11 protein-coding genes are annotated in these 13,131 nt (G+C 61.5%); all 11 read left to right on the top strand.

The annotated features are described in order from the left end of the window. The first annotated feature begins 77 nt into the window (after positions 1 to 77). Positions 78 to 1,700, top strand: coding sequence for a methyl-accepting chemotaxis protein (locus ACA044_RS24740; protein ID WP_497443701.1), 1,623 nt, complete (start codon positions 78 to 80; stop codon positions 1,698 to 1,700). After that, on the top strand, positions 1,700 to 2,236 hold the full coding sequence (locus ACA044_RS24735) for a chemotaxis protein CheW (RefSeq protein WP_497443700.1): 537 nt from the start codon (positions 1,700 to 1,702) through the stop codon (positions 2,234 to 2,236). Before ACA044_RS24740 ends, ACA044_RS24735 begins: the two co-directional genes overlap by 1 nt. Further along, positions 2,233 to 3,513: a CheR family methyltransferase gene (locus ACA044_RS24730; RefSeq protein ID WP_497443699.1), complete on the top strand. Its 1,281-nt coding sequence runs from the start codon at positions 2,233 to 2,235 to the stop codon at positions 3,511 to 3,513. The genes ACA044_RS24735 and ACA044_RS24730 overlap by 4 nt, the downstream gene beginning before the upstream one ends. After that, positions 3,510 to 4,193 carry a chemotaxis protein CheW gene (locus tag ACA044_RS24725; RefSeq protein WP_497443698.1) on the top strand — a complete coding sequence of 228 codons (684 nt, stop codon included), beginning with the start codon at positions 3,510 to 3,512 and terminating at the stop codon, positions 4,191 to 4,193. The genes ACA044_RS24730 and ACA044_RS24725 overlap by 4 nt, the downstream gene beginning before the upstream one ends. Beyond that, positions 4,190 to 6,478 (top strand): hybrid sensor histidine kinase/response regulator, encoded by a 2,289-nt coding sequence (locus ACA044_RS24720; protein ID WP_497443697.1) that lies wholly within the window; start codon positions 4,190 to 4,192, stop codon positions 6,476 to 6,478. The genes ACA044_RS24725 and ACA044_RS24720 overlap by 4 nt, the downstream gene beginning before the upstream one ends. Continuing rightward, positions 6,475 to 7,485 carry a chemotaxis response regulator protein-glutamate methylesterase gene (locus ACA044_RS24715; RefSeq protein ID WP_497443696.1) on the top strand — a complete coding sequence of 337 codons (1,011 nt, stop codon included), beginning with the start codon at positions 6,475 to 6,477 and terminating at the stop codon, positions 7,483 to 7,485. Before ACA044_RS24720 ends, ACA044_RS24715 begins: the two co-directional genes overlap by 4 nt. Positions 7,486 to 7,533: 48 nt before the next feature. Further along, positions 7,534 to 8,535: a diguanylate cyclase domain-containing protein gene (locus ACA044_RS24710; protein ID WP_497443695.1), complete on the top strand. Its 1,002-nt coding sequence runs from the start codon at positions 7,534 to 7,536 to the stop codon at positions 8,533 to 8,535. A gap of 284 nt (positions 8,536 to 8,819) precedes the next feature. Continuing rightward, a protein-coding gene (gene prfB, locus ACA044_RS24705; RefSeq protein WP_095920368.1) for a peptide chain release factor 2 occupies positions 8,820 to 9,915 on the top strand; the annotation gives its coding sequence in 2 pieces (ribosomal slippage) (positions 8,820 to 8,891 and positions 8,893 to 9,915; 1,095 coding nt in all). A gap of 116 nt (positions 9,916 to 10,031) precedes the next feature. Beyond that, a complete protein-coding gene (lysS, locus tag ACA044_RS24700) occupies positions 10,032 to 11,534 on the top strand; it encodes a lysine--tRNA ligase (RefSeq protein ID WP_497443694.1) in 1,503 nt (500 codons plus the stop codon). Positions 11,535 to 11,637: 103 nt separating this feature from the next. Next, on the top strand, positions 11,638 to 12,354 hold the full coding sequence (locus ACA044_RS24695; RefSeq protein ID WP_497443693.1) for a TetR/AcrR family transcriptional regulator: 717 nt from the start codon (positions 11,638 to 11,640) through the stop codon (positions 12,352 to 12,354). Positions 12,355 to 12,515: 161 nt separating this feature from the next. Continuing rightward, complete coding sequence (locus ACA044_RS24690; protein WP_497443692.1) at positions 12,516 to 13,070, top strand: hypothetical protein; 555 nt, start codon at positions 12,516 to 12,518, stop codon at positions 13,068 to 13,070. Positions 13,071 to 13,131 lie beyond the last annotated feature (61 nt).

The raw sequence follows: 13,131 nt of genomic DNA, 5'->3' as shown, positions 1-13,131 counted from the left end.
CGCCTTCGCGAGCAAGCCCGCGCCCACAGCCCCTCGGCTATACTCCCTCGCAATTTGAACCGCACCGAGGACTGACTGTGAAGAACTGGACGTTGCGCCAACGCATTTTGGCGAGCTTTGCGGTGATTATCGCGATCATGCTGTTGATGGTCGTGGTGTCTTTTTCCCGGCTGATCAAGATCGACGCCGGCGCGGACAGGGTTCGCACCGATGCGGTTCCCGGGGTGTATTTCAGTTCGATGATGCGCGGTGTCTGGGTCGACAGTTATAACCTCACCCAGCAGATTGTCGGCCTGTCCGGACGTCGCGAAATAACCGCCGCCGACCAAACCATGTACAAGAGCTTCGAAGAGCGCTTGAACGAGCAGATGGCCAACTACCGCAAGACCATTTTCACCGCGGATGATCAGGCCATCTTTGACGAATTCGAAGCGCGTCATCAGCTTTACAATCAAGAAATGACCAACGTCCTCGACCTCTATCAGCGCAAAGAGTACGAGCCAGCGCGTCTTGCCCTGGAGCAAAAACTCACGCCGGCCTGGGTCACTGGGCGCAAGCAGTTGAACAGCCTGCTCGAAAGTAATCACGAGCTGGCTGACAGAACCACGCAGGCCATCGGTGACGCGGTGACGGCCGCCAAAATCAGCATGGGCGTCTCTTTGCTGGTGGCGATCATCGTGGCCGGCCTCTGCGGCTTGCTGCTGATGCGCGCGATCATGGCACCGATGAATCGCATCGTTGATATCCTCGAAGTCATGCGTACGGGCGATCTCAGCAGTCGCCTGGATCTTGATCGCAAAGACGAATTCGGCGCGGTGGAAACCGGCTTTAACGACATGATGACCGAGCTCACCTCACTGGTGTCCCAGGCCCAGCGCTCCTCGGTGCAGGTCACCACGTCGGTCACGGAAATCGCCGCGACGTCCAGGCAGCAGCAGGCCACCGCCACCGAAACCGCCGCCACCACCACCGAAATCGGTGCGACATCGCGGGAAATTGCCGCCACTTCGCGGGATCTGGTGCGCACCATGACCGAAGTCTCCACCGCCGCCGATCAGGCTTCGGTGCTGGCCGGTTCCGGGCAGCAAGGCCTGGCACGCATGGAAGACACCATGCACTCGGTGATGGGCGCGGCGGATCTGGTGAACGCCAAACTGGCGATCCTCAATGAGAAGGCCGGCAACATCAATCAGGTGGTGGTGACCATCGTCAAAGTCGCCGACCAGACCAACCTGTTGTCCCTGAATGCCGCAATCGAAGCCGAGAAGGCCGGCGAATACGGTCGCGGGTTTGCCGTGGTCGCCACCGAAGTGCGGCGTCTGGCGGATCAGACCGCGGTGGCCACCTACGACATCGAGCAGATGGTGCGCGAGATCCAGTCGGCGGTGTCGGCCGGGGTCATGGGCATGGACAAGTTCTCCGAAGAGGTGCGCCGTGGCATGTCCGAGGTGCAGCAGGTGGGCGAGCAGCTGTCGCAGATCATTCATCAGGTTCAGGCGCTGGCACCAAGGGTATTGATGGTCAACGAAGGCATGCAGGCCCAGGCCACGGGCGCCGAGCAGATCAACCACGCACTGGTGCAGTTGGGTGACGCCAGCAGCCAGACTGTCGAATCTCTGCGTCAGGCCAGTTCCGCTATCGATGAGCTGAGCCAGGTGGCCGTGGGGCTGCGTGGCGGCGTTTCGCGATTCAAAGTCTGATGAGCGAGCTCGCGGCCAAACGCGGCGCGGCGATGCCGGCGAAGCAGTCGTTGTTTCTGGTGTTCCGCATCGGCAACGAGCGTTACGCCTTGCAGGCCATCGAGGTGGCCGAAGTGCTGCCGCAACTGCCGTTGAAACCCATTCCCCGGGCGCCGGACTGGGTGGCGGGGGTGTTCGCCTATCGCGGCGCGGTAGTGCCGGTGATCGACCTCAGCGCCCTGACGTTCGGCCAACCGGCCCAGGCCCGCACCAGCACGCGGTTGGTGTTGGTGCACTATCGGCCGGATGAGGCGACGCCTGCGCAATTGCTCGGGTTGATTCTGGAACAGGTCACCGAGACGTTGCGCTGTAACCCGGCAGACTTTCAGCCTTATGGCCTGGACAATCGCCAGGCGCCGTACCTGGGCCCGGTGCGCGAAGATGCCCAGGGGTTGTTGCAATGGGTGCGGGTTGCCGATTTGCTGGACGAACAGGTTCGCGCCCTGTTGTTTCCCTCGCCGCCGCTGGACCTGGCGCAGTTTGAGGAGCAGGGATGAGCAGTGATCAAAGGTTTTTCGATTTCCTCAAAGAACGTATCGGCCTCGATGTGGGCTCGGTCGGCCCGGCGATCATCGAACGCGCGGTGCGCCAGCGCTGCACGGCGGCTCGAGCGCTGACGGCCGATCAGTACTGGCATACCTTGCTGGGCTCGCGGGATGAACAACAGGCGCTGATCGAAGCGGTGATCGTCCCCGAAACCTGGTTTTTCCGTTACCCGGAATCCTTCGCCACGCTGGCGAAACTGGCGGCCAAGCGGCTGACGGCGATCAACAACATGCGCGCCTTGCGGATTCTCAGCCTGCCGTGTTCCACCGGCGAAGAACCGTATTCCATCGCCATGGCATTGCTCGATGCCGGGCTGGCGCCGCACCAGTTCAAGGTCGACGGCATGGATGTCAGCCCGCTGTCGGTGGAAAAGGCCAGGCTGGCGCTGTACGGCAAGAATTCATTTCGCGGCCAGGACATCGAGTTTCGCGAGCGGCATTTCACCGCCGAAAACGACAACTATCACCTCAGCGGGCGCGTGCTTGAACAGGTGCGTTTGCAGGTCGGCAATCTGCTGGATCCGGCCTTGCTGGCCAATGAGCCACCTTATGACTTCGTGTTCTGTCGAAATTTGCTGATTTATTTCGACCTGCCGACCCAGCAGCAAGTGTTCGAAGTGCTCAAACGCCTGACCCACGTCGATGGCGTGCTGTTTATCGGCCCGGCGGAGGGCAGTCTGTTGGGTCGTTTCGGCATGCGCTCGATCGGTATCCCACAGTCGTTTGCGTTCAGTCGTCAAACTGCGCCCGAGCCGCTTGCGACCTTCACGCCGATGCCGCTGCCGGTGCAACAACCGGTGCGCAGCGTGGTACCGCCGCCAGTGCGCAGTCGGCCTTTCGCGACAGTCGTGCCGATGCCTCAGGCACCCAATGGCACTCCTTCGACAGCTACCCCTTCGGACTCTGCCACACTGCTGGCGAACATCGCCGCGCAGGCCAACGAAGGCAAAAGCGCTGAGGCCCGCGCCGCGTGCGAAAGCTATTTGCGCAGTCACGAGCCGGTGGCCCAGGTGTTCTATTGGCTGGGGCTGCTCAGCGATGTCGCCGGCAGCGCCCTCGAAGCCCAGGGTTTTTATCGCAAGGCGTTGTACCTCGAACCGCAACACCCCGACGCGTTGATGCACCTGGCCGCCTTGCTGCAATCCCAGGGCGACACGGCGGGTGCCAGACGATTGCAGGCCCGCGCCGCCCGCAGCGAGCGCGCCGCTGACAGTGAGCGTAAACGATGAACGGCTCCGACACCTTGAGCGTCACCCATGAAGATGCCCAGGTCATCGACGACTGCTGGAACCGCATCGGTATCCACGGCGACCAGTCCTGCCCGCTGCTGAGCGAACACATTCATTGCCGCAATTGCGCGGTGTATTCGGCTGCCGCCACACGCTTGCTCGACCGCTATGCGTTGCAACAGGACGATCGCGAGCAAGTTTCCACAGTGGCCGGGAGCGACGTGAAAACCCGCTCGCTGTTGATGTTTCGCCTCGGCGAAGAGTGGTTGGGCCTGGCCACCCGCAGCCTGGTCGAAGTGGCGCCGCTGCAGGCGATCCATTCCTTGCCGCATCAGCGTTCCCGGGCTTTGCTCGGCGTGGCGAATGTGCGCGGGGCCTTGGTAGCGTGCCTGTCGCTGGTGGAGCTGCTGGGGCTCGACGGCACCAGTGGCGTGGCGCCCAGCGCGCGGGTGATGCCGCGGATGCTGATCATCGCCGCCCACGGCGGGCCGGTGGTGGTGCCGGTGGACGAAGTGGACGGGATTCACGCCATTGACGAGCGCATTCTCGATGCCGCGTCTCAGTCCGGCACCCAGGCCAGCGCCAGATACACCCGTGGCGTCTTGCAATTCAAAGGTCGCAGCCTGCGTTGGCTGGATGAAGAACAGCTGCTGTCCGCCGTGACCCGGAGCCTCACATGACCCCCGAGCAAATGCGTGACGCCTCTTTGCTGGAACTGTTCAGCCTGGAAGCCGAGGCCCAGACCCTGGTGCTGAGCGCAGGTCTTTTAGCGCTTGAGCGCGATCCGACCCAGGCCGATTACCTCGAGTCGTGCATGCGCGCGGCCCACTCGCTCAAGGGCGCGGCGCGGATTGTCGGTGTCGATGCCGGGGTCAGCGTCGCCCATGTAATGGAAGATTACCTGGTCAGCGCCCAGGAAGGGCGCCTGTACCTGCGGCCCGAGCACATTGATGCACTGTTGCAAGGCACCGATCTGCTGATGCGGATTGCGACGCCGGGCAACGCTCCGGCGCCTGCGGATATCGACGCTTACGTCGTCTTGATGGGACGGCTGCTTGATCACATGGCGGCCGTTGCCCCCATCGCGCCGCCAATGGCAGAACTTCAGCTGGAACCGCCGACGCCCAAGGTTGAGCCGCCCATGCCGGCCGCCACCGAAGCCCCCCCGGCAGCGCCCGCCGAGCCAGCGCCCCAGACTAAACGCACCACCGAAAGTGGCGAACGCGTATTGCGCGTCACGGCCGAGCGCTTGAACAGCCTGCTCGATCTATCGAGTAAATCCCTGGTGGAAACCCAGCGGCTCAAACCGCACCTGGCCACCATGCAGCGCCTCAAACGCATGCAGAGCAACGGCCTGAGGGCGCTGGAAAACCTCAACGTCCATCTCAAGGACCATGCCTTGAGCCTCGAAGCTCAGGAAGCCTTGGGCGACGCCCGTCGGTTACTGGCGGAGTCCCAGCAATTGCTGGCGGAAAAAAACGCCGAGCTCGATGAGTTCGCCTGGCACGCCAGCCGGCGGGCGCAGGTGTTGTATGACACGGCGCTGGCCTGTCGCATGCGGCCGTTCGCCGACGTGCTGACCGGGCAAGTGCGCATGGTCCGCGATCTTGGCCGCAGCCTCGGTAAGCAGGTGCGACTGGAGATCGAGGGCGATAAGACTCAAGTCGATCGCGACGTACTGGAAAAACTCGAAGCGCCGCTGACGCACCTGCTGCGTAATGCGGTCGATCACGGCATCGAAACCCGGGAACAACGACTATTGGCCGGTAAACCGGAGGAAGGCCTGATCCGTCTGCGCGCGTCCCATCAGGCCGGTCTGCTGGTGTTGGAGCTCAGCGATGACGGCAATGGCGTCGATCTGGAACAGCTGCGCCGCAACATCGTCGAGCGGCAGTTATCCCCAGCCGAGACCGCTGCCCAGTTGAGTGAAGAGGAGCTGCTGACGTTCCTGTTTCTGCCGGGTTTCAGCCTGCGAGACACGGTCACCGAAGTCTCCGGGCGCGGCGTTGGGCTGGACGCGGTTCAGCATATGGTTCGTCAGTTGCGCGGCGCCGTAGTACTGGAGCAAACGGCAGGCGCGGGCAGTCGTTTCCATCTCGAAGTGCCGCTGACGCTGTCGGTGGTGCGCAGTCTGGTGGTGGAGGTCGGTGACGAGGCGTATGCCTTCCCGCTGGCGCACATCGAGCGCATGTGCGACCTGGCGCCGGAGGATATCGTGCAGGTCGAAGGCCGACAGCACTTCTGGCACGAAGGCCGGCATGTCGGGCTGGTTGCCGCGAGTCAGCTGTTGCATCGCCCAGCGAGCCAGAACGGCGCGCAGACCCTCAAAGTGGTGGTCATCCGCGAGCGCGAGGCGATCTACGGGGTGGCGGTCGAGCGCTTTATCGGCGAGCGAACACTGGTGGTGCTGCCGCTGGACGAGCGCTTGGGCAAGGTGCAGGACATTTCTGCCGGGGCCTTGCTTGACGACGGCTCGGTGGTGCTGATCGTCGACGTCGAAGACATGCTGCGTTCGGTGGACAAACTGCTCAATACCGGGCGTCTGGAACGCATTGCCCGGCACGCCAATCAAGCCGTCGAAGCGGCGCGTAAACGGATTCTGGTGGTGGACGATTCGCTGACCGTTCGTGAGTTGCAGCGCAAGCTGCTGCTCAATCGCGGTTACGACGTCGCCGTGGCGGTGGACGGCATGGATGGCTGGAACGCCCTGCGTTCGGAGGATTTCGATCTGCTGATCACCGACATCGACATGCCGCGCATGGACGGCATCGAGCTGGTGTCTTTATTGCGCCGTGACAACCGCCTGCAATCCCTGCCGGTGATGGTGGTGTCCTACAAGGACCGCGAAGAAGACCGCCGCCGTGGACTGGACGCCGGAGCCGACTATTATCTAGCCAAAGCCAGTTTTCATGATGACGCGTTGCTGGATGCAGTGGTTGAGCTCATTGGAGGGGCGCGGGCATGAAAATCGCCATCGTCAACGACATGCCCATGGCGGTAGAGGCTTTGCGCCGCGCGCTGGCGTTCGAGCCTGCGCACGAGGTGGTCTGGGTCGCTGGCAACGGGGCTGAGGCGGTGCAACGTTGCGCCGAATACACCCCGGACTTGATCCTGATGGATTTGATCATGCCGTTGATGGACGGCGTGGAAGCAACCCGCCGGATCATGGCCGAGACGCCGTGCGCGATCGTCATCGTCACCGTCGACCGCCAGCAGAACGTGCACCGGGTGTTCGAAGCCATGGGCTACGGTGCGCTGGATGTGGTCGATACCCCGGCTATCGGGGCAGGCAATGCTCAGGAAGCCGCCGCACCGCTGCTGCGCAAGATCCTGAACATTGGCTGGCTGATTGGCGACCACAGCAATCGGGTGCGAGCGGCACCGAGCCCGCACCGCCACTCGGCTTCGCGCCAGCGCCTGGTGGCCATCGGTTCATCCGCAGGCGGGCCGGCGGCGCTGGAAGTGCTGCTCAAGGGCCTGCCACGGGATTTTTCGGCGGCCATCGTGCTGGTCCAGCATGTGGATCAAGTGTTCGCCGCCGGCATGGCCGAATGGCTTGCCGGCGCCAGTGGCCTGGACGTGCGCCTGGCCCAGGAAGGCGAGCCGCCACGAAGCGGCACGATCCTGCTGGCCGGTACCAATCATCATATTCGCTTGCTGAAAAACTGCACGTTGGCCTACACCGCCGAACCGGTCAACGAGATCTATCGGCCTTCGATCGATGTGTTTTTCGAGAGTGTGGCCAGTTACTGGAGCGGTGACGCCGTGGGCGTTCTGCTGACCGGTATGGGGCGCGACGGCGCGCAGGGGCTTAAACTCATGCGCCAACAGGGCTACCTGACCATCGCTCAGGACCAACAAAGCAGTGCGGTGTACGGCATGCCGAAGGCAGCCGCGGCCATCGACGCGGCTGTGGAAGTTCGCCCACTGGACAAGATAGCGCCACGATTGCTGGAGATTTTCCCAAAATGACTATCATTAGCAGCAATCGTGGCCCAAGCAGTACTCAGGTGACCGCACATGAATGATTTACAGCTCGACGACTTCAAAACCGACGAAAACGCCGCCATGGTGTTGTTGGTGGACGATCAGGCAATGATCGGCGAGGCGGTGCGGCGTGGCCTGTCGAACGAAGAAAACATCGACTTCCATTTCTGCGCCGACCCGCACCAGGCCATTGCCCAGGCGATCCGCATCAAGCCGACGGTGATCCTTCAGGACCTGGTCATGCCCGGCCTCGATGGCCTGAGCCTGGTGCGCGAATACCGTAATCACCCGGCGACCAAGGACATTCCGATCATTGTCCTGTCGACCAAGGAAGATCCGCTGATCAAGAGCGCCGCGTTTGCCGCCGGGGCCAACGATTACCTGGTCAAACTGCCGGACAACATCGAACTGGTGGCCCGCATCCGCTATCACTCGCGCTCCTACATGACCCTGCTGCAGCGTGACGCGGCATACCGCGCGTTGCGGGTCAGCCAGCAGCAGTTGCTCGACACCAACCTGGTGCTGCAACGCTTGATGAACTCCGACGGCCTGACCGGGCTGTCGAACCGCCGGCATTTCGACGAATACCTGGAGCTGGAGTGGCGGCGTTCGCTGCGGGACCAGACCCAGCTGTCGCTGCTGATGATCGATGTCGATTATTTCAAGTCCTACAACGACAGTTTTGGCCATCTTGAAGGCGATGAGGCCCTGCGTAAGGTCGCCACGGCGATTCGCGACGCCAGCGCCAGGCCGTCGGACCTGCCGGCCCGCTACGGCGGCGAAGAGTTCGTTCTGGTCTTGCCCAACACCTCGCCCGGCGGTGCGCGGATGGTGGCGGAAAAACTGCGCCAGACCGTGGCCGGGTTGAAGATTCCGCACATTTTCCCGACCGAAGGTTCGAGCCTGACCATCAGCATCGGCTTGTCGACCATGATCCCGCAGCCGGGCAGCGATTGCCGGCAATTGATCTCGGCGGCGGACAAGGGGCTGTATCTGGCGAAGAACAATGGGCGTAATCAGGTGGGGATTGAATGACGGGCGGGTAGATATTTAGCCCACCAAAAGACCCTGTGGCGAGGGAGCTTGCTCCCGCTTGAGTGCGCAGCGCTCACAAGATTTTGGGGGCCGCTTCGCAGCCCAGCGGGAGCAAGCTCCCTCGCCACAAGGGCAGTGAGTCAGTGGCGCCAGTTGACGGGCGGTCAGTGACCCGACTTGCGCCAAAACCATTCGCCGCTAAAGCCGCCAGGCGGGCTGCCTTGACAGCTTGATTACGTTATACTCGCCGGCTTTCAAAAGTTCGCCAACGAGTGCTGCCCGCCATGGAAATCAACCCGATCCTTAACAGTATCAAGGACCTATCCGAGCGCTCCGAAACTATTCGGGGGTATCTTTGACTACGATCAAAAGCATGAGCGTCTGACTGAAGTCAATCGCGAGCTTGAAGATCCGTCTGTCTGGAACAACCCGTCGTACGCTCAGGAGCTGGGCCGCGAGCGGTCGCTGCTGGCTCAGATCGTCGAAACCCTCGACGAAATGCACAGCGGCCTGGCCGATGCCAAAGACTTGCTGCTGATGTCCGCCGAAGAAGAAGACCAGGCCGCCGTCGATGACGTCGCTGCCGAAGTCGAGCGCCTGCGCGAGTCCCTGGAAAAACTTGAATTCCGTCGCATGTTCAGCGGTGAGATGGACGCCAACAACGCCTACCTGGACATCCAGGCCGGCTCCGGCGGTACCGAGGCCCAGGACTGGGCCAACATCCTGCTGCGCATGTACCTGCGCTGGGCGGACAAACGCGGTTTCGACGCGACCATCATGGAGCTGTCGGCCGGTGAAGTCGCCGGTATCAAGGGCGCTACCGTGCACATCAAGGGCGAATACGCCTTTGGCTGGCTGCGCACCGAAATCGGCGTGCACCGTCTGGTGCGCAAGAGCCCGTTCGACTCCGGCAACCGTCGTCACACCTCGTTCTCGGCCGTGTTCGTGTCGCCGGAAATCGATGACAACATCGAAATCGACATCAACCCGTCGGACCTGCGCATCGACACCTACCGCTCCTCCGGTGCCGGTGGTCAGCACGTTAACACCACCGACTCGGCCGTACGGATTACTCACGTACCGACCAACACCGTGGTCAGCTGCCAGAACGAACGTTCCCAGCATGCGAACAAAGACACCGCGATGAAAATGTTGCGGGCGCGTTTGTATGAGCAGGAAGTGCAGAAGCGCAACGCCGCTTCCCAGGCCCTGGAAGACACCAAGTCGGATATCGGCTGGGGTCACCAGATCCGTTCGTACGTGCTCGATGCCTCGCGGATCAAGGATCTGCGTACCAACATCGAACGCAGCGACTGCGACAAGGTGCTCGACGGCGACATCGACGAATACCTGGTGGCCAGCTTGAAACAAGGGCTGTAAAGGCACGCGCTACAGGGTTTTCGTAATCCTGTAGGAGCGAGCGATGCGGCGACCCGACTTGCCCGCGAACCCCGGCGAATGCCGGGGGCAACGAACCTGATGGAATATTTAAAGACATGAGCGACCTACAACTCGACCCGCAAGCCCTGCAACAGGAAGAAAACTCCCTGATCGCCCTGCGCAAGGAAAAGCTTGCTGCCGAGCGCGCCAAGGGCCAGGCCTTCCCCAACGACTTCCGCCGCGACGCTTACTGCGAAGACTTGCAGAAGAAGTACGCGGACAAGACCAAGGAAGAGCTGGCAGAGGCTGCGATCCCGGTCAAGGTTGCCGGTCGTCTCATGCTCAACCGTGGCTCGTTCATGGTTATTCAGGACATGTCCGGACGCATCCAGGTTTACGTCAACCGTAAAACCCTGTCCGAAGAAACTCTGGCCGCGGTGAAAACCTGGGACCTGGGCGACATCATCGCAGCCGAAGGCACCCTGGCGCGTTCCGGCAAGGGCGACCTGTACGTTGAAATGACCCACGTGCGCCTGCTGACCAAATCCCTGCGCCCGCTGCCGGACAAGCACCACGGCCTGTCCGACACCGAGCAGCGCTACCGCCAGCGTTACGTCGACCTGATCGTCAACGAGGACGTGCGCCAGACCTTCCGCGTTCGTTCGCAAGTGATTGCGCACATCCGCAGCTTCCTGATGCAGCGTGACTTCCTGGAAGTGGAAACGCCGATGCTGCAAACCATTCCGGGTGGCGCGGCGGCCAAGCCGTTCGAAACTCACCACAACGCGCTGGACATGGAAATGTTCTTGCGCATTGCGCCTGAGCTGTACCTCAAGCGGCTTGTTGTTGGTGGGTTTGAAAAGGTGTTCGAGATCAACCGCAACTTCCGTAACGAAGGCGTTTCTACCCGTCACAACCCTGAATTCACCATGTTGGAGTTCTACCAGGCTTACGCCGACTACGAAGACAACATGGACCTGACCGAAGAGCTGTTCCGCGAGCTGGCGCAGCTGGTTCTGGGCAGCACCGACGTGCCTTATGGCGACAAAGTGTTCCACTTCGGCGAGCCGTTCGTGCGTCTGTCGGTGTTCGACTCGATCCTCAAGTACAACCCTGAGCTGACCGCTGACGACCTGACCGATATCGACAAGGCCCGCACCATCGCCAAGAAGGCCGGCGCCAAGGTGCTCGGCTTTGAAGGTTTGGGCAAACTGCAGGTGATGATTTTCGAAGAGCTGGTCGAGCACAAGCTGGAGCAGCCGCACTTCATCACCCAGTACCCGTTCGAAGTGTCGCCGCTGGCCCGTCGTAACGACGAGAACCCGAACGTCACCGACCGTTTCGAACTGTTCATCGGCGGCCGTGAAATCGCCAACGCCTACTCCGAGTTGAACGACGCGGAAGACCAGGCCGAGCGTTTCATGGCGCAGGTGGCCGACAAGGACGCGGGTGATGACGAAGCCATGCACTACGACGCCGACTTTGTTCGCGCGCTGGAGTACGGCATGCCGCCGACCGCGGGTGAAGGGATCGGCATCGACCGCCTGGTGATGTTGCTGACCAACTCACCGTCGATCCGCGACGTGATCCTGTTCCCGCACATGCGGCCGCAAGCGTAAGTGTTTCAAATAAAAAACCGCCTATAACAGGCGGTTTTTTATTGCCTGTCTGGTACAAACGTATCAATTGGTTACTTTTGACGTTTAGAGAGGAATACCTGTCGTGAATCGTGCAATGGCTCAAGAAGGTGCAGCGGGTATCGCCACTGCGGTCGCTGAAAGTGTTCAGTACCAAGGCCGCAAGGCCAGCCGACAGGGCAGCGAACAGCGTCGACAGGACATCCTCGACGCGGCGATGCGCATTGTCGTGCGTGATGGCGTGCGGGCCGTGCGGCACCGTGCGGTGGCTGCCGAGGCTTGTGTGCCGCTGTCGGCCACCACCTACTATTTCAAGGACATCGATGACCTGCTCACCGATACCTTCGCCCAATACGTGGAACGCAGCGCGGCCTTCATGGCCAAGTTGTGGGCCAGCAACGAAGGCTTGCTGCGCGAGATGGTCGCCTATGGCGATGGCAGCGCCGAGTCCCGTTCACAACTCGCTGACGATATTGCACGGTTGACCGCCGACTATGTGCAGCGCCAGTTGCACAACCGTCGCGAGCACTTGATGGCCGAGCAGGCGTTCCGTCAGGAAGCGCTGTTGAACCCGCGTCTGGCGGAGTTGGTACGCTCGCATCAGCAAATTCTCCTACAGGGTACCTGCCATTTTTTCGAGGTATTGGGTTCCCGTGAGCCACAACAGGATGCCAAAGTGTTGACGGCGATTATCGGACGGATGGAATATCAGGGCCTGCTCAACGACGTCGAGCCTGTTGCCGAAGCCGAAATGCTCGGCATTCTGACCCGCTACATGCACCTGGTGCTGGCGTCGGTGTAACCCCTGAGTGGAGGCTAACCCCTGTGGGAGCGAGCCTGCTCGCGATTGCGGTCTGACATTCAGCATCTCTGTTGCCTGACACACCGCCATCGCGAGCAGGCTCGCTCCCACAGGGGCCGGTGTTCACTTGAGGTTGGTGTTGTGTTCATAGGGAGTGTTGAATGAAAGCCTGGCGTGTCGTTGTGATCGCCTTGTCGTTCCTGCTGCTCAGTGGCTGTCTGGTGACCTTCAAGGAGCCGCTGCCCGCCAGCGAGCCCGCGCCCAAAGGGCTGCTCGGCAAATGGACCAGCACCAATGCCTGGGGCGAGCCGATGAACCTGGAACTGACGCGCATCGGCGACAATCACTACCAGGCGGTCAGCTACTTCAAGGCCAAGCCCCATGAGCGTGAAGCCTATCCCTTCACCGTGTCGCGCCATGGCAATCGCTGGTACCTGTCGGCGAAGGTGCCGGCGCAGTTCGGCGGGCACTTCACCATCACGGGTTTCGAACTCAACGATAAGCACGAACTGGTGGTCTACAACCTCGACCTCGAACAGATCAAACAGGCCATGGGGCAAGAGGCCCTCAGTGGCGAAGGCTTCCAGACCGACGACGGCGACGGGGTGTTGATCCACAACAGCCTGGATCAGGTGTTTGCTTACCTCGACGATCCGGCCAACTCCGATGTCTTCGTCGAAGCGGTGCGCTACCAGCGCCTGGCCAAAACCAAATAAACCCAGCACGTAAACGGTTTTTCTACAGGAGTTTCGGGTGGACGAATACCAGCAGACGATA

It is taken from the genome of Pseudomonas sp. LBUM1673 (genome assembly GCF_059695645.1).
Note: the sequence above shows the minus strand (reverse complement) of the source record. Positions and strands in the feature narration are given on the sequence as shown.

What these genes read in the sequence shown, in the direction of transcription:
- ACA044_RS24735 (WP_497443700.1), top strand. Translation starts at nt 1,700, where the DNA reads ATGAGCGAGCTCGCGGCCAAACGCGGCGCGGCGATGCCGGCGAAGCAG.
- ACA044_RS24730 (WP_497443699.1), top strand. Translation starts at nt 2,233, where the DNA reads ATGAGCAGTGATCAAAGGTTTTTCGATTTCCTCAAAGAACGTATCGGC.
- ACA044_RS24725 (WP_497443698.1), top strand. Translation starts at nt 3,510, where the DNA reads ATGAACGGCTCCGACACCTTGAGCGTCACCCATGAAGATGCCCAGGTC.
- ACA044_RS24720 (WP_497443697.1), top strand. Translation starts at nt 4,190, where the DNA reads ATGACCCCCGAGCAAATGCGTGACGCCTCTTTGCTGGAACTGTTCAGC.
- ACA044_RS24715 (WP_497443696.1), top strand. Translation starts at nt 6,475, where the DNA reads ATGAAAATCGCCATCGTCAACGACATGCCCATGGCGGTAGAGGCTTTG.
- ACA044_RS24710 (WP_497443695.1), top strand. Translation starts at nt 7,534, where the DNA reads ATGAATGATTTACAGCTCGACGACTTCAAAACCGACGAAAACGCCGCC.
- lysS (WP_497443694.1), top strand. Translation starts at nt 10,032, where the DNA reads ATGAGCGACCTACAACTCGACCCGCAAGCCCTGCAACAGGAAGAAAAC.
- ACA044_RS24690 (WP_497443692.1), top strand. Translation starts at nt 12,516, where the DNA reads ATGAAAGCCTGGCGTGTCGTTGTGATCGCCTTGTCGTTCCTGCTGCTC.